The following is a 19,868-nucleotide window of genomic DNA, read 5'->3' as shown; positions in this document are numbered from 1 at the left end:
GACCGTGGACGCCGGGCTGTCAGCCCGGAGCGCCGGTCCACCAGAACATCCTACGCAACGATCACGCTAGCGCGGCTTCGGCGACCCGGCCGCGATCTGCGCCTTGCGCTCGGCAACCGCACGACGGACCTTGCCGAGGATCATCAGCACCACCCAGAGGGCGATGGCCACCAGCAGCACCCACCGGGCCGAGGTGAAGGCCGAGGCCAACACGGCCCCCTCTCCACCGGCGTCCAGCGCCGACTCGATGAGCATGTTCTCCGCGATGTCCACCACGGCGAAGACGGCGCCGGCGGCGTACGAGAGCCAGCGGCCCGCGCCCCGCGGCAGGCACCAGGCAGCCACGGCGGAAACGCAGAGGAAGACGAACAGCGGGAAGATCACCCCGGCGGTCTTGTGCACCCAGTTCAGCTGGCCGTGCGCGGCCTCGTTCATCGCCCCGTCGAGCTGCGCGAGGGCCGCCACGTCATAGGTGAAGCGGTGATCCGGCATCGGCAGCCCCCCGGACAGGGCGGACATCTGCGGCAACACCATGATGTGCAGGTAAAAGAACATGAACAGCGTCGCGCCGATCAGCGCGATGACGAGCATGCCCGGACTGCCCTGTTGCTGGCCCGAGGCCTGCAGGTCCTGCTTCACCTGGCTGACGGACATCTTGGGGTGCCGGACGGGCCCGACGCCGGCTCGGCCGTCGTGATCCTGGCCCTTCGTCGGGCGCTGGGCGTCGGCCTGGGCCCGGGTCGGATGGCCGACGGGGCCCTTCTTCTGGTTCTTCTTCTGCGACACGGTGAACCTCCAGCCTCGATTATCCCAGCTGTCCGGGACGTCCGTGGCCAGTCTCAGCCGCCGTGGGCCGGGGCGGCCCGGAAAAAACTTCTCCGCGCACCCATCCGCACCGGGTGTGACTCCGAACACCCTGTATCGGAACAACAACGAGGAGAACGTCATGCGTAAGAAAATGCTCTTGGCCCCGGTGATCGCGCTGGGTGCCCTGACCCTGACCGCGTCCCCCGCCCTGGCCCACAGTGGCCATGGTGGTGAGGGCGGCGCCGCCGCCACCACGAGTACCCATGAGGGCTCGTGGTCGGGCCAGGCCACCCTCGACCCCTTGAACGGCAGCGGCACCACCGGGCAGGCCATGATCGAGCTGGACGGCAACGAGGCCACGGTCACGGTCAATGTCTCCGGGGCCGCGGAGACCTTCATGGACGGCCCGTTCCCGCACGCCCAGCACATCCACATCGACGGCCAGGGCGTCTGCCCCACTCCGGAGGCGGACACCGACGGTGACGGTGCCATCAGCGTCCCGGAGGGCCATCCCTTTTACGGGGACATCGGCACCTCCCTGACCACCGAGGGTGACACGAGTGCCGACTCGGCGCTCGCGGTCGAGCGGTTCCCGGGCGGATCTGCCTACAACTACGAGCGCACCTTCGAGCTCAATGACGCCACCGCCGCCTCCCTGGCGGACGGCACCGCCGTGGTGGTGGTGCACGGCGTGGACCCGGCCGAGCTGAGCGCGGAGGCGCAGGAGAAGCCGAGTGAACTCGACCCGTCCCTGCCCCTGGCGGCCACTCTGCCGGCTGCCTGCGGCACGGTGAACGTCTCGCAGATGGGCCAGATGCCGGAGGGTGGTGCTGATACCGGATCGCCGGTCCAGCAGTCTGACACCTCGGGGATCTTCCTGGGCGTCGGTGCCCTCGCCGTGGCAGCCCTGGGTGGCGGCGCGTGGGCGGTCAGCCGCCGGTCGAGCCGGGCCTGAGCGACCGGAGGCAGTCCACACCATGAAGTTCCCTACTACCGGTCGCCGCGCAGTCCTGGCGGGCTGCGCGGCGACCATCCTTCTGCTCATTGCCTCCTGCTCGGCACCGCAGGGCCCGTCCGGTGCGGAATCTGCCGGGCCGGGAGAATCCTCAACGAGCGCTGTGGCCGGACCTTCCGCGACGGCGTCTCCGACGCAGACGCAAACGCCGGCGCCGACGACGTCGCCCTCGGCCACCGCCGGTGGGCCCGCGGCCACGACTGACCCGCCGGAGCCCGAGCCGGAGGCCCTGCCCGCCTCGAAGCCGGTCACGATCTCCGTGCCGGGGATCGACGTCGAGTCCGAGGTGATGCAACTCGGCCTGCAGGACAACGGGGTGATCGAGGTCCCGCCCTACAACCTGGGCTCCCCGGCCGGGTGGTTCATCCACTCGCCGACCCCCGGGGAGGTCGGGCCCTCCGTCATCCTGGGTCACCGCAACGGCATCGAGGGCGGTCCGGGGATCTTCGCCGACCTCCCGCAGACCGAGGTGGGGGACTCCGTCGAGGTCACCCGGCAGGACGGCTCGGTCGCCACCTTCACCGTCTACCGCACTGAATTGTTCCGCAAGGACGAGGGTTTCCCCACCCTGGAGGTCTACGGCAACACCGAGGGACCGGAGATCCGGCTGATCACCTGCGACGGGCTGAATCAGGAGACGGGGATGCTGGAGGACAACTTCATCGTCTATGCGACCCTGGACACCTGAGGTCCCACCTGCGACGCCAGGGAAGGAGCATCGGCGGCAGCCGGCCGCTGTGGACGGACCCCTCGGGCGTCCGGCCCGCTCGGTAGACTGGACGCCACCATGCCCCAGAATTTCCAGACCTCCCTGCCCGGCCTGTTCACCTCCCGCACCACCGAGCCAGTCGGCGCGGATCCGGAGGCCTTCACCTCTGCTGCCCCGGTGCACCGCGCCCCCACGGCCGACGAGTTGCTGGAGGGGCTGAACGAACAGCAGAAGCAGGCCGTGGTCCATACCGGCGGCCCGCTGCTGATCGTCGCGGGCGCCGGTTCGGGCAAGACGCGCGTACTGACGCACCGCATCGCCTACGCCCTGGCCACCGGACGGGCCCGGCCGCACGAGATCCTGGCGATCACCTTCACCAACAAGGCCGCCGCGGAGATGCGCGAACGCATCTCCGCCCTGATCGGTCCGGCGGCCCAGAAGATGTGGATCTCCACCTTCCACTCCTCGAGCGTGCGCATCCTGCGCCGAGAGGCCGCCACGGTGGGCCTGAAGTCCAACTTCTCGATCTACGATTCCGCGGATTCCCTGCGCCTGGTCACCTCGATCGTCAAGGCACATGACCTGGAACCCAAGAAGTTCACGCCCAAGTCGCTGCTCAACAAGATCAGTGCGCTGAAGAACGAGCTCGTGGATGCCGAGGAGCACTCCTCGACCGTCTCGGAGTCGGACCCGTTCGCCCAGGCGGTCTCCACCGTGTACCTCGAGTACACCCAGCGGCTGCGCCAGGCCAACGCCATGGACTTCGACGACCTCATCGGCATGACGGTCAACATCTTCGAGGCGTTCCCCGCCGTGCTGGACAACTACCGCCGCCGTTTCCGGCACGTGCTGGTGGACGAGTACCAGGACACCAACCACGCCCAGTACCGCCTCGTCCGCCTCCTGACGGGTCCGGCCCACGAGCCGGAAGGAGTCGAGACAGCCGGCGGTGAGCTGACCGTGGTGGGCGACTCGGACCAGTCCATCTACGCGTTCCGCGGCGCGGACATCCGCAACATCGTGGAGTTCGAGCAGGACTACACCCAGGCCACCACCATCAAGCTCGAGCAGAACTACCGTTCCTCGCAGACCATCCTGGACGCGGCCAACGCGGTGATCTCCAAGAACCCGAAGCGCCGGCCCAAGAACCTGTGGACCGCGGAGGGGGCGGGGGAGAAGATCATCGGCTACGCGGCCGAGAACGAGTCCGCCGAGGCGGAGTGGATCGCCACCACCATCGACCGCCTGCAGGACGAGGACGGGATTCGGCCTGCCGACGTCGCCGTGTTCTACCGGACCAACGCGCAGTCCCGTTCGCTGGAGGAGCGCCTTGTCACCAAGGGCATCCCGTACCGGGTCATCGGAGGCACGCGGTTCTACGACCGCAAGGAGATCAAGGACGCGCTCGCCTACCTGCGCGTGCTGGAGAATCCCGACGACGACGTGAACCTGCGCCGCATCCTCAACGAACCCAAGCGCGGGATCGGGGATCGCGCCGAGGGCGCGGTGGCGGCCCTGCAGGCGCGCCACCGGTCGACCTTCTTCGAGGCCCTCCGGCAGGCGGACCAGGCGCCCGCGATGGCCAGCCGATCGGTGAAGGCGGTCAATGGATTCGTCCAGATGATGGACGACCTGTCCCAGGTGGCCGCCACCTCGAGTGCCGCCACCGTACTGGAAGCGGTGCTGGAGCAGACCGGCATGCTCACGGCCCTGCGCTCCTCCGAGGACCTGCAGGACGAGTCCCGGGCGGACAACCTCGGCGAATTGGTGGCCGTGGTCCGGGAGTTCGAGAAGAACAACCCCGGCGGGACGCTGGGGGACTTCCTCGAACAGGTGGCGCTGGTGGCCGATGCCGACCAGCTGCCGGACGCCTCGGACGAGGAGGGGGCGGAACTGGCCGAACAGCTCGGCCAGGTCACGCTCATGACCCTGCACACAGCCAAGGGCCTCGAGTTCCCGGTGGTGTTCCTGACCGGCATGGAGCACGGCGTGTTCCCGCACTCGCGGTCCATGACGGACGAGAAGGAGCTGGCCGAGGAGCGCCGGCTGGCCTACGTGGGGCTGACCCGGGCACGGAAACGCCTGTTCGTCTCCCGTGCGGAGGCCCGGTCCCTGTGGGGGCAGCATCAGTTCAATCCGCCCAGCCAGTTCCTGGGAGAGATCCCGGAGACCCTGCTGGACTGGGAACGTGAGGGCTCCGCGCGCCCCGCAGGTTTCGCCGGAGGGGTGTCAGGTGGATGGGGTGGCGGTTCCATCGGCGGCCACGGCGGGCAGTACGGCCAGTCCGGCTCTCAGTCTCGCTATCCTCAGCGGTTCTCCGGCTCCCACTGGGGAGCCGGCGGACCGACCTCCAACCGGCCCGCCCGCGCGTCGGGCAGCTATGCGGAGGACGCGGAGCTGAAGGTCCCCCAGCGTGGGGCCGCCCGCACCCGGGTGCAGCCGCAGAAGGAGATGATCTCGCTGAGTCCCGGCGACCATGTGGAACACGGGACCTTCGGCCGCGGCACCGTCCTGAGCCTCGAGGGTCAGGGGGACAAGATCGTGGCCAAGGTGAGCTTCAGCGGCACGGAGAAACGGCTACTGCTGAGGTACGCCCCGTTGAGCAAGGTCGAGTGACCGCCCGGCGGAATAACCGACCGGGCCTGCCGTGGACTAAGGTATGGGATGGAACGCCCGGGGAATCCCTGGGCTTCCGGCCGGCTTCCGCCGTGCCGGACATGCTTCGGTCGATGTCAGGGGTGGAAACGCCCTTCGTCACTGCACTGTGGTGTGCCTGATGCCGCTCGCGGAATCCGACCGTCCCCGTTTTCGACGTAGAAGGACTGCAACCCGTGGACCTGTATGAATACCAGGCGCGCGATCTGTTCGAGGCACACGGCGTTCCCGTGCTGGCTGGCATCGTGGCGCAGACCCCGGAAGAGGCCAAGGCGGCCGCTGAGAAGATTGGCGGCGTGACCGTCGTCAAGGCCCAGGTGAAGGTCGGTGGCCGCGGCAAGGCCGGCGGCGTGAAGGTCGCCAAGACCGCCGATGAGGCCTTCCAGTACGCCAAGGACATCCTGGGCATGGACATCAAGGGCCACACGGTCCACCAGGTCATGATCGCCCAGGGCGCCGACATCGCCGAGGAGTACTACTTCTCCGTGTTGCTGGACCGCTCCAACCGCACCTACCTGGCCATGTGCTCGGTCGAGGGTGGCATGGAGATCGAGCAGCTCGCCGTCGAGCGTCCCGAGGCCCTGGCCAAGGTTCCCGTCTCCGCGCTGACCGGCATCGATGCCGAGACTGCCGCCACCATCGTGGCGGAGGCCAACTTCCCCGAGGAGCTGCGCGGCAAGGTCGCGGACGTCCTGGTGAAGCTGTGGGACGTCTTCGAGAAGGAAGACGCCACCCTCGTGGAGGTCAACCCGCTGGTCAAGACCGGTGCCGGTGACATCGTCGCCCTCGACGGCAAGGTCACCCTGGACGAGAACGCCGAGTTCCGCCAGGAGGGTCATGCAGCACTGGTGGACAAGCGCACCGAGGACCCGCTGGAGGCCAAGGCCAAGGCCAACGACCTCAACTACGTCAAGCTGGACGGCCAGGTCGGCATCATCGGCAACGGCGCCGGCCTCGTGATGTCCACGCTGGACGTGGTGGCCTACGCCGGTGAGAACCACGGCAACGTCAAGCCCGCCAACTTCCTGGACATCGGCGGTGGCGCCTCGGCCGAGGTCATGGCCAACGGCCTGGACGTCATCCTGAACGATGAGCAGGTCAAGTCCGTGTTCGTGAACGTCTTCGGTGGCATCACCTCCTGTGACGCGGTGGCCCACGGCATCGTCAAGGCCCTCGAGATCCTGGGCGAGGCCGCCACCAAGCCGCTCGTGGTGCGCCTGGACGGCAACAACGTCGAGGAGGGCCGCCGGATCCTCTCCGACGCCAACCACCCGCTGGTGACCCTCGCCACCACCATGGACGAAGGCGCCGACAAGGCCGCTGAACTCGCCAACACCGCGCTGGCTGACAAGTAAGGACCCCTCAACTCATGTCGATCTACCTGAACAAGGATTCCAAGGTCATCGTCCAGGGCATCACCGGCGGCGAAGGCACCAAGCACACCGCCCTGATGCTCAAGGCCGGCACCAACATCGTGGGCGGCGTGAATGCCCGCAAGGCCGGCACTACCGTGACGCACAGCCGTGCGGATGGCTCCGAGGTCGAACTGCCCGTCTTCGGTTCCGTGGCCGAGGCCATGGAGAAGACCGGCGCCGATGTCTCCGTGGCCTTCGTGCCGCCGAAGTTCGCCAAGGACGCCGCCATCGAGGCCGTCGAGGCCAAGATGCCGCTGCTCGTGGTCATCACCGAGGGCATCCCGGTGCAGGACACCGCCGAGTTCTACGCGCTGGCCGAGTCCCGCACCGACGCCGACGGCAAGCCGACCACCACGATCATCGGCCCGAACTGCCCCGGCGTCATCACCCCCGGCGAGGCGCTGGCCGGCATCACCCCGGCCAACATCACCTCCAAGGGTCCGATCGGGCTGGTCTCCAAGTCCGGCACCCTGACCTACCAGATGATGTACGAACTGCGTGACCTCGGCTTCTCCACCGCCATCGGCATCGGCGGCGACCCGGTCATCGGTACCACCCACATCGATGCCCTCGCGGCGTTCGAGGCGGACCCGGAGACCAAGGCCATCGTGATGATCGGCGAGATCGGCGGCGACGCCGAGGAGCGTGCGGCCGACTTCATCAAGGCCAACGTCACCAAGCCCGTCGTCGGCTACGTGGCGGGCTTCACCGCCCCAGAGGGCAAGACCATGGGCCACGCCGGCGCCATCGTCTCCGGCTCCTCCGGCACCGCACAGGCCAAGAAGGAGGCCCTCGAGGCCGCCGGCGTCAAGGTGGGCAAGACTCCCTCCGAGACCGCCGACCTGATGCGGCAGCTCCTGAACGGCTGAACCGACACCTCATCAACGACGCCGGCCCCCTCCTTCCGCTGGAAGGAGGGGGCCGGTGTTGGTCTACTGAAGGGCCCGACTCTCAGAGAGCCGAGACGATCCAGATGATCAGGGCGATCGCGACCAGGATGCCCACGATGGTCCAGACAAGGTTGCTTCCACGCATGTTGCTACCTCCGTTCTTGTAGATCCTTCTCGTTCATCCTTGCACGGGAAGCGCCCACGTCAAACAGCGGAGCTTCAGTGGGTCCAGTGCGGCGGCGAATGCGGCAGACTGCGGGGCTACGCGAGGTTGGCGCCGAACAGCAGGCCCAGCAGGTAGGTGACGGCGGCGGCGCCGAAACCGATGAGCAGTTGGCGCAGGCCCCGCTTGAAGGGCGAGGCCCCGGAGAGCAGTCCGACCACGCCGCCGGTGCACAGCAGGGCCAGACCCACGAGCACCGCGGACAGTGCCACGGCGGGGAGCCCGCCCATCCCGAACAGATAGGGGATGACCGGGATGATGGCGCCGGAGGCGAAGAAGCAGAAGCTGGAGAAGGCGGCACTCCACGGGCTGCCGATGGCCTCATGGTCGTCAGAGTAGTCCACCGGACCCTGGGATCCGTCCGGGTGGGCGGAGAAGGACGGATTGCAGTCACAGCTGAAGTAGCCGAGCCGTTCCTGGGCGCGGTGGACGGCGTCCTCCTCGTCCATGCCGCGGGCCCGGTAGACGAGGACCAGTTCGTTCTGGTCCAGGTCGAGGTGCTCGGCGGCCTCGAGCGTCACCTGGGTGGGGGAGGACGCCTCCAGCAGTTCACGCTGCGACCGCACGGACACGAACTCGCCGGCGGCCATGGACAGGGCCCCGGCCAACAAGCCGGCGATGCCGGTGAACAGCACCACCGAGTTCGCCACCCCGGTGGCCCCGATGCCCATCACGAGGGCGAGGTTGGACACCAGGCCGTCATTGGCGCCGAAGACAGCAGCCCGGAAGTTCCCGGCGAGCTGCTCGCGTCCCCGGGACGCCAGCCCGCGGACGACCTCCTCGTGGATGGCCTCGTCCGCGACCATGGCCGGCGTGGCGTGCTGGTCCTTGGCATAGGGCGAATCGGATTCGGCGCGCTGGGCCAGGGCGAGGATGAACACCGAGCCGAAGACCTTGGCCAGCCACCGCAGCAGGATCCGGTGCGGGGACGGTCGCGGCGGATTCTGGGCGTACTCACCGAGCAGCAGCCGCCAGTGGTCCTCGTGGCGTTTCTCCGCCGTGGCCAGCCCGAGGAGGATCTCCCGCTCCGGGCTCTCCTTGCGCCGGGCGATGACCCGGTAGATCTCCGCCTCGGCGATCTCGTCCGCCAGGTAACGGCGCCACCGCCGGATCTGATCCCGGGTGGGCTCGGCCTCTACCGTGCCGGGCCGGGAGCCGGGGCGGGGGGAGGACGATGCTTCGGGCATGGGAAACGAGGCTCCAGTCAGCGCAGGTGGGTGCCGGATTGCCGGCCCGTCCAGTCTACTCTGGGGGCATGGCAACACCAGAGCGTCCAGACCAGCCCGCGCGCGGTGCGGTGGCACAGAAGATCCTCAGCGGCGGCCGGGAACCCGACCCTCGATTCACGCTCGCGAATGAGCGCACCTTCCTGGCCTGGATCCGTACCTCCCTGGCGCTGCTGGCGGGCGGCATCGCGGTGGAGGCGTTCACCGGTTCCGTCTTCGACCCGCTGACGCGCACGGTGCTCGGGACGGTGCTGCTGGGACTGGCCGCCCTCTTGGCCCTGACCGCCGGATTCCGCTGGGTCCGCGTGGAGCGCGCCATGAGGCACAGCCGGCCGCTGCCTCTGCCGCTCATCGTGCCGGTGCTGGCCACCGGGGGTGCGGCGGCCGCCGTCGTGCTGCTGGTGTTCCTGCTCATCCGGCCGGCCTGAGCCGTGCGCCGGCCTCCCGCCCGGCCGCCTGCCGCGGCCCTGCACCAGGATCCCGGGCTGCAGCCCGAGCGGACCGTGATGAGTTGGGACCGGACCCTGCTCGCACTGTTCGTGGCGGCGGCGATGTTCCTGCGCTGGTACGCCACGGTCGGCCTCGCGGCACTGGCACCCGCCGGGCTGTGTGGGCTGGCTGCGATGGCCATCCATCTCACCCAGCGTCGGCGGTACGGGCAGCAGTCCCGCGGCGTGGCCCGGGAACGGGTCGAGGCCGATGTCTTCTCCGTGCTGTGGATGGTGGTCCTCGTGGTGGCCCTCGCCGTGCTCGGGGTCCTCGCGATCTGGGTGATCTGACCCCTCAGCGGTGGCCGGAGTGTTGTTGGTCACCATCGTCGCGGTTTACGGTGAGCCCATGGTTACCGTCAGGCAATCTCGGTGTCGTTGGACTGCGCCAGTGGAATGGGACCCTTCTCCATGCCATGGAGCATGGCCATCGATCCGAAAGAGCCTGACATGCTCAACATCCCCCGAGTGACGGAGAACGGCCGTCTCGGACCGGTGAATTCAGCCGTGGTGCCCCGCTACAGTGGCGCCCCGACCTTCGCCCTGCTGCCGCGACTCGATGAGGTCGAGGGGGCCGGCCGGCAGGCCGACGTCAAGGTCGTCGGGGTGCCTTTCGACTCCGGCGTCTCCTACCGTCCCGGCGCCCGGTTCGGGCCGGGACACGTTCGGCAGTCCTCCCGCCTGCTCCGCCCGTACAACCCCGCCACCGACACCTCGCCCTTCGCACAAGTTCAGGTGGCCGACGCGGGGGATCTGGCGGTCAACCCCTTCGATATCCAGGAGGCGATCAAGGCCATCCAGGCCGACGCGCTGGAGCTGACCGAGGACGGGGCGTTGCTGATGACGCTCGGCGGGGACCACACGATCGCCCTGCCGTTGCTGCGGGCTGCCGCCGAACGCGCGGGATCCCCGGTGGCCCTGTTGCACTTCGACGCCCATCTGGACACCTGGGACACGTACTTCGGGGCCGAGTACACGCACGGCACACCCTTCCGGCGTGCTGTGGAGGAGGGGATCCTGGACACCGACGCCATCAGCCACGTGGGCACCCGCGGCCCCCTGTACGGGAGGAAGGACCTGGAGGAGGACCGGCGCTTCGGCTTCGGGATCATGACCAGTTCGGATGTGTACCGCCTCGGCGTGGACGAGATCGTCGCCCGGCTGCGTGCCCGTGTGGCGGGCCGGCCCCTGTACATCTCCGTGGACATCGACGTCCTGGACCCGGCTCACGCGCCGGGCACCGGCACCCCGGAGGCCGGGGGCATGACCAGCCGGGAGCTGCTGGAGATCCTGCGCGGCCTGCGCGGCCTCGAGGTGGTGGGAGCCGACGTCGTGGAGGTGTCCCCGGCCTACGACCACGCTGAGCTGACCGGGATCGCCGCCGCCCACGTGGCCTATGACCTGATCGGCCTGCTGGGGGAACGGGCGTGACCGACCGGAACCGCTCTCGTCGCAACGGCGGCGACCTCGTGATCGAGACCTTGCGGGCCCTCGGCGCCCGCACCGTCTTCGGGATCCCCGGCCAGCACGCGCTCGGACTCTTCGACGCCCTCTCCCGCTCGGAGCTGCGCTACGTCTCCTCCCGGGTGGAGAACAACGCCGCCTTCGCCGCGGACGGGTATGCCCGGGCCACCGGCGAGGTCGGGGTGCTGTTCCTCTCCACCGGGCCCGGGGCCCTGACCTCCCTGTCAGGGCTGCAGGAGGCGTACGCGACCGCGGTCCCGATGGTCGTCGTCGCCTCCCAGATCCCGCTGTCCGGACTGGGAGCCCGCCGCAAGGGCATGCTGCACCAGCTCGATGACCAGAAGGCCTCGGCGCAGAACGTGACCAAGACGCAGTTCAGCGTGCACCACCCCTCCGGGATCCCGTCGGCCATCCAGGACGCCTGGGCCGCGGCCATCACGGTGCCGCAGGGTCCCGTGTGGGTGGAGGTACCGCAGGACGTACTGCTCCGCGAGGTCATGGTCCCGCCCGTGAAGGACGCGCTGGCCGTGCCCTACGACCACCCGCCCCGGCAGGAGCTGATCGAGGAGGCCGTGCGGTGGCTGGCCACCTCCCGCCGGACCGCGATCGTCGCCGGGGGAGGGGTGCGCCGCTCCACCGCGGACGCGTGCCGCCACCTGCTGCGCGTCGCCGAGTTGCTGGACGCCCCCGTGGTCTGCACCCCCGGCGGCAATTCGGTCTTTCCCCACGATCACCCGTTGTCCCTCGGCTCCTGGGTGGAGGACCGTCACGTCACCGACCTGCTCGAGGACGCCGAGGTGCTGCTCGTCGTCGGCTCCTCGCTGGGGGAGGTCACCTCCAACTACTTCACCCTCGAACCTCGCGGCCGGCTCATCCAGGTCGACGCCGAACCCCGGGTCCTCGAGTCCAACTTCCCCACGCTCGGCGTCAGGGCCGACGCCGGCCAGGCTCTGGCCAGCATCTCTGCCAACATCTCGGCCGTGCTCGCCGGGGCCGAGGACTCGGCGCACGCCGACTGGCACGGCCGCAGCGCCGCCGAGGTGGTGGCCGAGACCAACCGCAGGGTCGAGTCCCGGCTGGACGGGCAGGACCTGTGCCGCGAGCGGAGGTTCCTGGCGGACATCAGAGCCGCCGTCCCCGCGGAGATGCAGACGTACTGGGACATGACGATCGCCGCGTACTGGGGATGGAACTGCTGGGACGCGCAGTCGGGCGAATTCCACTCCGCCCAGGGTGCCGGCGGTCTGGGCTACGCCTTTCCGGCCGCGATCGGCGGAGCAGTTGGACTGGCCGACCTGGCCGACGCGCCGGAGGCCGGCGCGGAGGAGGTCGCGCCCCGGGTGCTGGCGGTCGCCGGGGACGGCTCGGCCATGTACTCGATCGCCGAACTGGCATCGGCGCAACAACACGGAGCGAACGTGACCTGGCTGATCGTGGACGACGGCGGCTACGGGATCCTGCGCGACTACATGAAGGGAGCCTTCGGCCAGGCCACGGCCACGGAGCTGTACCGGCCGGACTTCGTGGCCCTGGCCCGGTCCTTCGGGGTCCCGGCCGAGGAGGTGCCCGTGGAGGAGGTCGGCCCGGCACTCACCCGGGCGTTCGAGCGGCCGGGACCGGCCGTCGTCGTGGTCAGGACCCTGTTGAGGATGTGGGCGCCCAGCCACCTGGGGTAGCCGCCCACCACGCAACTGATCCCCGGCGATGCGTCAGCTGCCGGGGATCAGTTGTTGCGGTGTGCGTCCTGCTGCTAGTCGAAGCGCTCGGGATGCTCACCGAAGATGAAGTGCCGACCGGTGACCCGGTTGACCGTGACCTCTACGAAGAAATCCTTATACGTGGGGACCCAGGGGTCAATAGCCAGTGACTCGGCGAACTCGATCTCTTCCTCCAGTTCCAGCACGCGGGCGGTGCCGCGGGCCAGAACCGACCATGCCTGGTCCGAGAGGATGCCGTCCGCCTCGAAGATGACCTTGGGGTTGATGGTCAGCTCGGCCAGCTTGTTGCCGGGTGCCGTGCGGAAGTAGACCTTACGGTCCGCGGTCTTGAAGTTCACCGGCACCAGGTCCAGCTCGTCGTTCACCCGCAAGCCCAGCCGCCCGTGGCGCGTGTTCTCCAGCAACTGCCAGCACTGGTCCTCGTCCAGGACGAGGATCGCCTCGTCATCCGGGTGTTCGAACATCATGGCCCGTCCTCCTTCATCCCCTGCGGGGTGCCGTGCCCGGGCCGGGACCGTGGGTCGGAACGGGGAGATCCCGGTCAGCGGGCACTTTCATTGTCCCGTGCCGAGAGGGTTCCTGCCAGGGATGGCTCCGGTGAACCTCACCATGAGCATCATCGACGTGGCCGGAGAGCGGGCAGGAGGGGCATCATCGCCGGTAGCCGGCGGCCCGGCGGGCGGTCACGGTCTCCTCCAGCACGCGGACCGCCGTCGGCGCAGCCCGCCCCGGGGCCACGGCCACGTAGCAGGGGGCCAGGTGGGCGGGCCGGCGTTCGGGGCCGCCCGTGTCATAGAACAGGGCAAGGTAGTGGCCGCCGGCCCGGCGCACCAGCAACTGGCCGACGCCGACGTCCCAGGGGTTGGTGTCCACCCCGAGCGTCACGTCCGCCCAGCCGATCGCCGTGAAGGCCAGTTCCAGGGCGCCGGAGACGGTCCGGCGGACGGTGGCATAGGAATCGACCAGGCGGCCGAAGCGTTCGAGCGCCACGGAACCGTCCAATTCCAGGGCCTCGGCGGAGGGATAGGAGGTCACGAGGTTCATGGCAGCCTCGGCGGGAGCCTCGACAGCGTCCACGGCCTCGGCCCCGAAGCGCACGCCGTTGAGGTATGCCCCGGCATCGTCGGCGGAGAACTCGAGCCCGTTCACCGGGTCCAGCACCACGCCGGCCACGACCTCGCCGTCCACGGCCGCGGCGATGGAGACGGAGAACATGGCGAATCCGTGGGCGAAGTTGGCGGTGCCGTCGATCGGGTCGATGATCCATTCGAGGCGGTGCGCGTCGGCGTCGGGCGCGGGATCGAGGCCTCGGATGCCACCCTCCTCGCCGATGAAGCGGCTGCCCGGCACGGCCTCGCCGAGCAGCCGGACCAGTTCGTCCTCGGTGGCCCGGTCATGCACCGTGACCAGGTCATGCGAGGAGCGCTTGGTGGCCAGGTTGAGGTCGGCAGGGGTGGAGCGGAAGGCGCGGACCAGGCGGGGGGCGCAGGCGGCCGCTGCGGTGATGGCGATGCGGCGCAGTTCGCAGGGTGCTGGAAGGGCGCTCGACATGAGACCAGCCTATCCGCCGGGTCTGGCCACCGGGTCTGGCCACCGGGTCTCTCCGCCAGGCCCCGCCATCGGGTCCAGGGACCTGCGCCGGGAGCGGACACTGCGGGACCCGGTGTGAACTCCGCCCGTGACGTGGTGAATACTGGGAGCATGGCTGACCGGATTCCCGCACCGCACGCTGCTGCCGAGGACGCTCCGCCGTCCCCCCTGGTGGAAGAACGGGAACCGCTCATCACCGAGCACGTGGCCACCATGCTCCAGGACCGGTGGCACGCCTTCCGTCGCAAGTCCGCCGTGCGGCGAGGACTGATGCCCACCGTCATGTCCTTCACCGGCTACGGGACCACTGGCTGGATCCGGGTCCTCTCCCGCGTGGTGATGGCCCCGGACGAGGCGTTCGAGAACGGGCGCCGCCTGGCCAAGATGGTCGAGGACGGCATGCGCGGCTGGCACAACTTCACCTCACCTCCCGTGCCCTATGCCCTCGTGCAGATCACCGCCGGCGGCCAGAGCTTCACCGTCCGCGCGGACCGCGGCGGCCTGGTGGACGCCGTCGTCGAGATCCAGCTCGAACCGGGCTGGCAGACCGTCACCCTGCAGTCCAACGGCAGTGAGCCCGCCACGAGCGACGTGTACATCGTGGACGACCACGTGGTCACCGGCGTGGTCTCGGACGTGGACGACACCGTGGTGGTCACCTATCTGCCGCGGCCCTTCCTGGCCGCCTGGAACTCCTTCGTCCTGGATGAGCACGCCCGTACGCCCACGCCGGGGATGGCCGTGATGCTGCACCGGCTGCTGGAGGCGCAGCCCGCGTCCCCGGTGATCTACCTGTCCACCGGCGCGTGGAACGTGGCCCAGACCCTGTCCCGGTTCCTCTCCCGCAACCTCTACCCCTTCGGGCCGCTGTTGCTCACCAGCTGGGGGCCCACGGAGGACCGCTGGTTCCGCTCCGGGATGGAGCACAAGGTCTCCCAGCTGGATCGGTTGGCGCGGGACTACCCCGGCGTGCGGTGGCTGTTGATCGGCGACGACGGCCAGCATGACCCGGAGATCTATGCCGACTTCGCCCGCCGGCACCCGGACAAGGTGCGCGCGATCGTGATACGGCAGCTCACGCCTTCGCAGGCCGTCCTGGCCGGCGGCCGTGCCAACGACCCCCGTGACACCACGCCGGGTGTGCCCTGGTGCTACGGGCCGGACGGCGCCACCCTGTCCCGCCAGCTCGAGGCCCTCGGCATCCTGGACGCAGCCCGGCCCGAGGCCCAGCCGCAGACCTGGCCGATGACCGCCCAGCTGTCCGTGGTGGCCCCGGAGGCCGGCCATGGACGTTGAGCCTCTGACCGGCACGGTCGGACCACGGCCCGACGGCGCCGGCCCCGGCGTCCGGGTGGACATCGCCCTGCGCTGGGGGGACATGGACGCCTACGGCCACGTGAACAATGTGCGGATCGCCTCCATCCTCGAGGAGGCCCGCATCCACGCCTTTGGTGTTCCGGCGGGCACGGGCGCCACCGGACGAGGGGCGCCGGTGTCCCTGCTGGACGGGGTGCCGGACACCGTGCAGACGCTGATCTCCGAGCACCGGATCCGCTACCGGCGGCCCCTCGAGTACCGCACTGTGCCAGCGCAAGTGTGGGTGTGGGTGGCGGCCGCGAAGGGTGCCTCGATCGAGGTGGCCTACTCCATCCGGGACGGCGTGGACGGCACCGAGTGCGTCACCGCGGTGACCACCATGGTGTTCGTGGATTCTGCCGCGGGACGTCCTGTGCGGCTGACCCAGGAGCAGCGGGAGGCGCTGACCGGCCTCAGATGACGCCCTGGGCCAGCATGGCGTCGGCGACCTTGACGAAGCCGGCGATGTTGGCCCCCACCACGTAGTTGCCGGGGGCGCCGTAGCGGTCGGCGGTCTCGAGGCAGCGGTCGTGCAGGTCGGTCATGATCTGCTCGAGCTTGTCATGCGTGTACTCGAAGCTCCAGGTGTCCCGGCTGGCGTTCTGCTGCATCTCCAGGGCGGAGGTGGCCACGCCGCCGGCGTTGGCGGCCTTGCCTGGGCCGAACAGCACGCCGGCCTCGATGAACCGCTCGGTGGCCTTCTGGGTGGAGGGCATGTTGGCGCCCTCCGCCACGGCGACCAGGCCGTTCTTGATGAGGATCTGCGCCGCCTTGTCATCCAGCTCGTTCTGGGTGGCCGAGGGCAGGGCCACGGTGCCCGGGACGTCCCACACGCTGCCGTCGGCGACGAAGCGGGTGTTGCCGCCGCGCTGCTCGGCGTACTCGGCGATCCGGCCGCGCTGGACCTCCTTGATCTCGCGGAGCAGGTCCAGATCGATGCCGGCCTCGTCCACCACGTAGCCGGAGGAATCCGAGGCGGTGATGGCCGTGGCCCCGAGCTGCTGGGACTTGGCGATGGCGTTGAGGGCCACGTTGCCGGAACCGGAGACGATCACGGTCTGGCCGTCCATCGACTGGCCCTTCGTGCGCAGCATCTGGTCCGCGAACATCACGGCGCCGTAGCCGGTGGCCTCCGGGCGGACGAGCGAACCGCCCCAGGACATCCCCTTGCCGGTGAGCACACCGGACTCGAAGCGGTTGGTGATGCGCTTGTACTGGCCGAACAGGTAGCCGATCTCCCGGGAGCCCACGCCGATGTCCCCGGCGGGCACATCGGTGTACTCGCCGATGTGGCGGTAGAGCTCGGTCATGAAGGACTGGCAGAAGCGCATGATCTCGGCATCGGAGCGGCCGGCCGGGCTGAAGTCCGAGCCGCCCTTGCCACCGCCGATCGGCATGCCGGTCAGGGCGTTCTTGAAGATCTGCTCGAAGCCCAGGAACTTGATGATGCCCAGGTACACGGAGGGGTGGAACCGCAGTCCGCCCTTGTAGGGGCCGAGGGCGGAGTTGAACTCCACGCGGAAACCGCGGTTGATCTGCACGGAACCGTTGTCATCCACCCAGGGGACGCGGAAGATGATCTGGCGCTCGGGCTCGCACATGCGGCGCAGGATGCCTGATTCGACGTACTCGGGATGGCGGTTGACCACGGGACCGAGGGCTTCGAACACCTCGGTCACGGCTTGGTGGAATTCGCTTTCGCCGGGGTTGCGGCGGAACACTTCGTTCCGCAGGTTTTCCAGACCCTGTTCCATGTCCGTCCTCGCTTTCCTCGGTGGCGTCCCTGTGATGGGAGGGCATCCCCTGGCAGGGAGCGGCCGGGACCACTGTACCGGCAGGTACGCGGCCTGCGGAAAGCGTGACGAGGGTCCGACGCCGGCCGGCCGGCTCCGGAGGGAACCCGGCGGTTTCCGCCGGGCCGGGGTCCGCTCAGGCCTCCGGCGGGGTGGCGGGTTCGTCCTCCGTGTCGATGCTGGCCCGCTGCTGCACGGCATAGCGGTGTCCGTGCACGGTGCCATGGTTGATGATCGCGTCGATCCGGGCCACGTCCTCGGCCGTCAGGATGACCTGCTCGGCGGAGCGGTCCTCCGCCAGGTGCGCCGCCGACGTCGTGCCCGGGATGGCCAGGACGTCCGGTCCCTGGGCCAGCACCCAGGCGATGGACAGGGCCGCGATGGTGGTGCCCAGGCGTTCGGCCTCGGCGCGGAAGGGCTCCAGCAGGGAGAGGTTGGCCGGGTAGTGCTCCGCCGAGAAGCGTGGCATCCGGTGCCGCATGTCCCCCTGGGGAAGGGCCGCAGGATCCTGCACCGTGCCGGTGAGGAACCCGCGTCCCACGGGGGAGAAGGCCACGAGGGCGGCACCGGTGCGGCGGCAGGCGTTCAGCAACCCCCATTCCGGGTTGCGGGTCCACAGGGAGTACTCGTTCTGCACGGCGGCCACGGGGTGCACGGCGTGGGCGCGTTCCAGCGTGGCGGCGGAGACCTCGGAGAGGCCGTAGGCGCCGATCTTCCCGGCCCGGACCAGCTCGGCCAGGGCGCCGGCGCTCTCCTCCACCGGCACGTCTGAATCGAGCCGGTGCAGGTAGTAGAGGTCGATGAAATCGGTGCTCAGGCGGCGCAGGGAGTCCTCGACCTGGTGGCGAAGGGTCTCCGGGCGGCCGTCGATGCCGCCGGCCGAGTCCTTGGACGCGCCGGTCAGTCCGCCCTTGGAGGCCAGGAAGACGTCCTTCCGGCGGGCGCCGAGGGCGCGGCCCACGAGCTCCTCATTGCGCCCCGCGCCGTAGAGGGTGGCGGTGTCGAAGTGGTCCACCCCGGCGTCCAGGGCGGTGCGGACCATCGTGACGGCGTCCTCGTCCGAGAGGAAGCATGAGTACCCGTGGTTGAGGTTCATACAGCCCAGGCCGACGGGCCGGACGGTGCGCCCGGCCAGGGCGCGCGGGGAGGACAGGTCGGTGGTGAGGGTGGGGGCAGGGCTCATGAGGCCACCCTAAAGTGTCCGGCCGGCTCAGCGCGGCAGCAACCACCGGTCCCACCCGGAGCTCTGCTCCAGGTAGGTGCGGACGTAGACGTCGTTCTGACGGCGCCGGACGCGGATGGCGCGCTCGTAGTACCCGACGAGTTGTTCGCAGAGCACCGGCCAGGTCCGTCCCTGTACCGACCGGAAGGCGGCCTCGGCGAAGGCGCCTCGCTTGACGTCGTCGTGGGCCAGGTCCCGGACCCGCTCGCGGAGGTCGCCCAGGTTCCCGGGCCGGTACAGCCAACCGGTGCGGGAGGCGTCCACGAGGTCGAGCGGGCCGCCGCGGCCCACCGCGACCACGGGCACGCCGGAGGCCATGGCCTCCTGGATGGTCTGGCAGAAGGTCTCGGACTCCCCGGGGTGCACGAACAGGTCGAAGCTGGCCACGTGGCGGGCCAGATCCTCGCCGCTCTGGAAGCCGGCGAAGTGCGCTCCGGGCAGTTTCTTCCGGAGCGAGTCCTTGAGCGGTCCGGAGCCCACGATCACCAGGCGGGTGCCCGGCAGGTCGTTGAGGACGGCGAGGTCCTCGACCTGCTTCTCGGCGGCCAGGCGCCCGACGAAGCCGATGAGTCGTTCGCCGTTCGGGGCGAGTTCGGCGCGCAGTCCCTCGTCTCGCTTGGCAGGGTGGAACCGGCTGGTGTCCACGCCACGGCGCCACAGGTGGACCCGCTGGATGCCGCGGCCGTGCAGCTGGTCCAGGCAGAAATTGGACGGGGCCACGGTGAGCGTCGCGAGATCGTGGATGCGCTCCACTTGCTGCCAGAGGACCTCCTCAAGCCAGGGGAAGCCGTACCGGGCCGCATAGTTGGGCACTTCGGTCTGGTAGACGCACACGCTGGGCAGGCCCAGGGCGTGGGCTGCCTGGACGGCGCGCCAGCCGAGGACGAAGGGGGAGGCGATGTGGACGACGTCGGGGGCGAAGTCCGCGAGGATGCGGCGGACCCGGTTGACCGTCCCGGCGGCCACCCGGACGCTGGTGTACCCCTGCAACGGGATGGAGGGCAGCCGGTGCACCGGATACCCCTCCACCTCGGCCGGGGCCTCGTCCTCCATCCATGAACTGGAGGGGGCGATCACCAGGACATCGTCACCCCTCTCCCGCAGGTGGCGGAGGACTTGGAGGATGGACTGGGTGACACCGTTCATGTGCGGCAGGAAGGATTCTGCGACCACAGCGACTCTCACGGTCCCATGATGACGGTCCGACGCCGACGGGAGGCTCGCGGTGCGGTGGAACCGAGGTGGCGGTCCGGTGAACTCTCGGTGAGCCGCGCCGACTCGGGGGTGATTCCGGTAC

At 69.5% G+C, this 19,868-nt stretch carries 18 protein-coding genes; 11 read left to right on the top strand and 7 right to left on the bottom strand.

Going from position 1 to position 19,868, the window contains the following annotated elements; genetic code table 11:
* Positions 1-66 precede the first annotated feature (66 nt).
* Positions 67-786 carry a hypothetical protein gene (locus tag IEX49_RS03210; protein WP_188804027.1) on the bottom strand — a complete coding sequence of 240 codons (720 nt, stop codon included), beginning with the start codon at positions 784-786 and terminating at the stop codon, positions 67-69.
* A 115-nt stretch (positions 787-901) separates the two neighbouring features.
* Here IEX49_RS03210 and IEX49_RS03205 point away from each other — a divergent pair, with 115 nt between their 5' ends.
* The 5 genes from IEX49_RS03205 (at position 902) to sucD (ending at position 7,470) form a co-directional block, all read left to right on the top strand.
* Positions 902-1,762: a hypothetical protein gene (locus IEX49_RS03205; RefSeq protein WP_308421903.1), complete on the top strand. Its 861-nt coding sequence runs from the start codon at positions 902-904 to the stop codon at positions 1,760-1,762.
* A gap of 22 nt (positions 1,763-1,784) precedes the next feature.
* Complete coding sequence (locus IEX49_RS16725) at positions 1,785-2,510, top strand: class F sortase (RefSeq protein WP_229672115.1); 726 nt, start codon at positions 1,785-1,787, stop codon at positions 2,508-2,510.
* Positions 2,511-2,609: 99 nt separating this feature from the next.
* On the top strand, positions 2,610-5,147 hold the full coding sequence (locus IEX49_RS03195; protein WP_188804023.1) for a UvrD-helicase domain-containing protein: 2,538 nt from the start codon (positions 2,610-2,612) through the stop codon (positions 5,145-5,147).
* Positions 5,148-5,362: 215 nt separating this feature from the next.
* Positions 5,363-6,541 (top strand): ADP-forming succinate--CoA ligase subunit beta, encoded by a 1,179-nt coding sequence (gene sucC / locus IEX49_RS03190; protein ID WP_188804021.1) that lies wholly within the window; start codon positions 5,363-5,365, stop codon positions 6,539-6,541.
* Positions 6,542-6,555: 14 nt separating this feature from the next.
* Positions 6,556-7,470: a succinate--CoA ligase subunit alpha gene (gene sucD / locus IEX49_RS03185; protein ID WP_115932999.1), complete on the top strand. Its 915-nt coding sequence runs from the start codon at positions 6,556-6,558 to the stop codon at positions 7,468-7,470.
* Positions 7,471-7,752: 282 nt separating this feature from the next.
* Here sucD and IEX49_RS03180 read toward each other — a convergent pair whose 3' ends face one another.
* Positions 7,753-8,901 carry a VIT1/CCC1 transporter family protein gene (locus tag IEX49_RS03180; RefSeq protein WP_188804019.1) on the bottom strand — a complete coding sequence of 383 codons (1,149 nt, stop codon included), beginning with the start codon at positions 8,899-8,901 and terminating at the stop codon, positions 7,753-7,755.
* Positions 8,902-8,969: 68 nt separating this feature from the next.
* Here IEX49_RS03180 and IEX49_RS03175 point away from each other — a divergent pair, with 68 nt between their 5' ends.
* The 4 genes from IEX49_RS03175 to IEX49_RS03160 all read left to right on the top strand — a co-directional run bounded on the left by IEX49_RS03175 (position 8,970) and on the right by IEX49_RS03160 (position 12,568).
* A complete protein-coding gene (locus IEX49_RS03175) occupies positions 8,970-9,368 on the top strand; it encodes a YidH family protein (protein WP_188804017.1) in 399 nt (132 codons plus the stop codon).
* A 3-nt stretch (positions 9,369-9,371) separates the two neighbouring features.
* Positions 9,372-9,719: a DUF202 domain-containing protein gene (locus tag IEX49_RS03170; RefSeq protein ID WP_268237693.1), complete on the top strand. Its 348-nt coding sequence runs from the start codon at positions 9,372-9,374 to the stop codon at positions 9,717-9,719.
* A gap of 159 nt (positions 9,720-9,878) precedes the next feature.
* The gene (gene speB, locus IEX49_RS03165; protein WP_188804278.1) at positions 9,879-10,859 is read left to right on the top strand and encodes an agmatinase; all 981 of its coding nucleotides are present in this window, start codon (positions 9,879-9,881) and stop codon (positions 10,857-10,859) included.
* Positions 10,856-12,568 (top strand): thiamine pyrophosphate-binding protein, encoded by a 1,713-nt coding sequence (locus IEX49_RS03160; protein ID WP_188804015.1) that lies wholly within the window; start codon positions 10,856-10,858, stop codon positions 12,566-12,568. Before speB ends, IEX49_RS03160 begins: the two co-directional genes overlap by 4 nt.
* A 74-nt stretch (positions 12,569-12,642) precedes the next feature.
* Here the strand turns inward: IEX49_RS03160 and IEX49_RS03155 are convergent, their stop codons facing one another.
* The gene (locus IEX49_RS03155; protein ID WP_188804013.1) at positions 12,643-13,077 is read right to left on the bottom strand and encodes a pyridoxamine 5'-phosphate oxidase family protein; all 435 of its coding nucleotides are present in this window, start codon (positions 13,075-13,077) and stop codon (positions 12,643-12,645) included.
* A gap of 184 nt (positions 13,078-13,261) precedes the next feature.
* A complete protein-coding gene (locus IEX49_RS03150) occupies positions 13,262-14,161 on the bottom strand; it encodes an inositol monophosphatase family protein (protein ID WP_188804011.1) in 900 nt (299 codons plus the stop codon).
* Between the two features lie 150 nt (positions 14,162-14,311).
* On the opposite strand from IEX49_RS03150, the gene IEX49_RS03145 reads away from it, so the two are divergent.
* Positions 14,312-15,496, top strand: coding sequence for an App1 family protein phosphatidate phosphatase (locus IEX49_RS03145; protein WP_188804009.1), 1,185 nt, complete (start codon positions 14,312-14,314; stop codon positions 15,494-15,496).
* Positions 15,486-15,977, top strand: a complete 492-nt coding sequence (locus IEX49_RS03140) for an acyl-CoA thioesterase (RefSeq protein ID WP_188804007.1) — start codon at positions 15,486-15,488, stop codon at positions 15,975-15,977. The genes IEX49_RS03145 and IEX49_RS03140 overlap by 11 nt, the downstream gene beginning before the upstream one ends.
* Here the strand turns inward: IEX49_RS03140 and gdhA are convergent.
* From gdhA to IEX49_RS03125, 3 genes are all read right to left on the bottom strand, one after another.
* Complete coding sequence (gdhA, locus tag IEX49_RS03135) at positions 15,970-17,310, bottom strand: NADP-specific glutamate dehydrogenase (RefSeq protein WP_188804005.1); 1,341 nt, start codon at positions 17,308-17,310, stop codon at positions 15,970-15,972. The genes IEX49_RS03140 and gdhA overlap by 8 nt on opposite strands.
* A gap of 175 nt (positions 17,311-17,485) precedes the next feature.
* A complete protein-coding gene (locus IEX49_RS03130; RefSeq protein ID WP_188804003.1) occupies positions 17,486-18,532 on the bottom strand; it encodes an aldo/keto reductase in 1,047 nt (348 codons plus the stop codon).
* A 27-nt stretch (positions 18,533-18,559) separates the two neighbouring features.
* The gene (locus IEX49_RS03125; RefSeq protein WP_188804001.1) at positions 18,560-19,756 is read right to left on the bottom strand and encodes a glycosyltransferase family 4 protein; all 1,197 of its coding nucleotides are present in this window, start codon (positions 19,754-19,756) and stop codon (positions 18,560-18,562) included.
* Positions 19,757-19,868: the final 112 nt, after the last annotated feature.

It is taken from the genome of Citricoccus zhacaiensis (genome assembly GCF_014645315.1).
Taxonomy (GTDB): domain Bacteria; phylum Actinomycetota; class Actinomycetes; order Actinomycetales; family Micrococcaceae; genus Citricoccus; species Citricoccus zhacaiensis.
The sequence above is the reverse complement of the archived record's forward strand: the minus strand, read 5'-3'. Positions and strand labels throughout refer to the sequence as shown.

Coding starts and splice junctions, on each gene's coding strand:
- IEX49_RS16725 (WP_229672115.1), top strand. CDS start 1,785: ATGAAGTTCCCTACTACCGGTCGCCGCGCAGTCCTGGCGGGCTGCGCG.
- IEX49_RS03195 (WP_188804023.1), top strand. CDS start 2,610: ATGCCCCAGAATTTCCAGACCTCCCTGCCCGGCCTGTTCACCTCCCGC.
- sucD (WP_115932999.1), top strand. CDS start 6,556: ATGTCGATCTACCTGAACAAGGATTCCAAGGTCATCGTCCAGGGCATC.
- IEX49_RS03180 (WP_188804019.1), bottom strand. CDS start 8,901: ATGCCCGAAGCATCGTCCTCCCCCCGCCCCGGCTCCCGGCCCGGCACG.
- IEX49_RS03175 (WP_188804017.1), top strand. CDS start 8,970: ATGGCAACACCAGAGCGTCCAGACCAGCCCGCGCGCGGTGCGGTGGCA.
- speB (WP_188804278.1), top strand. CDS start 9,879: ATGCTCAACATCCCCCGAGTGACGGAGAACGGCCGTCTCGGACCGGTG.
- IEX49_RS03155 (WP_188804013.1), bottom strand. CDS start 13,077: ATGATGTTCGAACACCCGGATGACGAGGCGATCCTCGTCCTGGACGAG.
- IEX49_RS03150 (WP_188804011.1), bottom strand. CDS start 14,161: ATGTCGAGCGCCCTTCCAGCACCCTGCGAACTGCGCCGCATCGCCATC.
- IEX49_RS03145 (WP_188804009.1), top strand. CDS start 14,312: ATGGCTGACCGGATTCCCGCACCGCACGCTGCTGCCGAGGACGCTCCG.
- IEX49_RS03140 (WP_188804007.1), top strand. CDS start 15,486: ATGGACGTTGAGCCTCTGACCGGCACGGTCGGACCACGGCCCGACGGC.
- gdhA (WP_188804005.1), bottom strand. CDS start 17,310: ATGGAACAGGGTCTGGAAAACCTGCGGAACGAAGTGTTCCGCCGCAAC.
- IEX49_RS03130 (WP_188804003.1), bottom strand. CDS start 18,532: ATGAGCCCTGCCCCCACCCTCACCACCGACCTGTCCTCCCCGCGCGCC.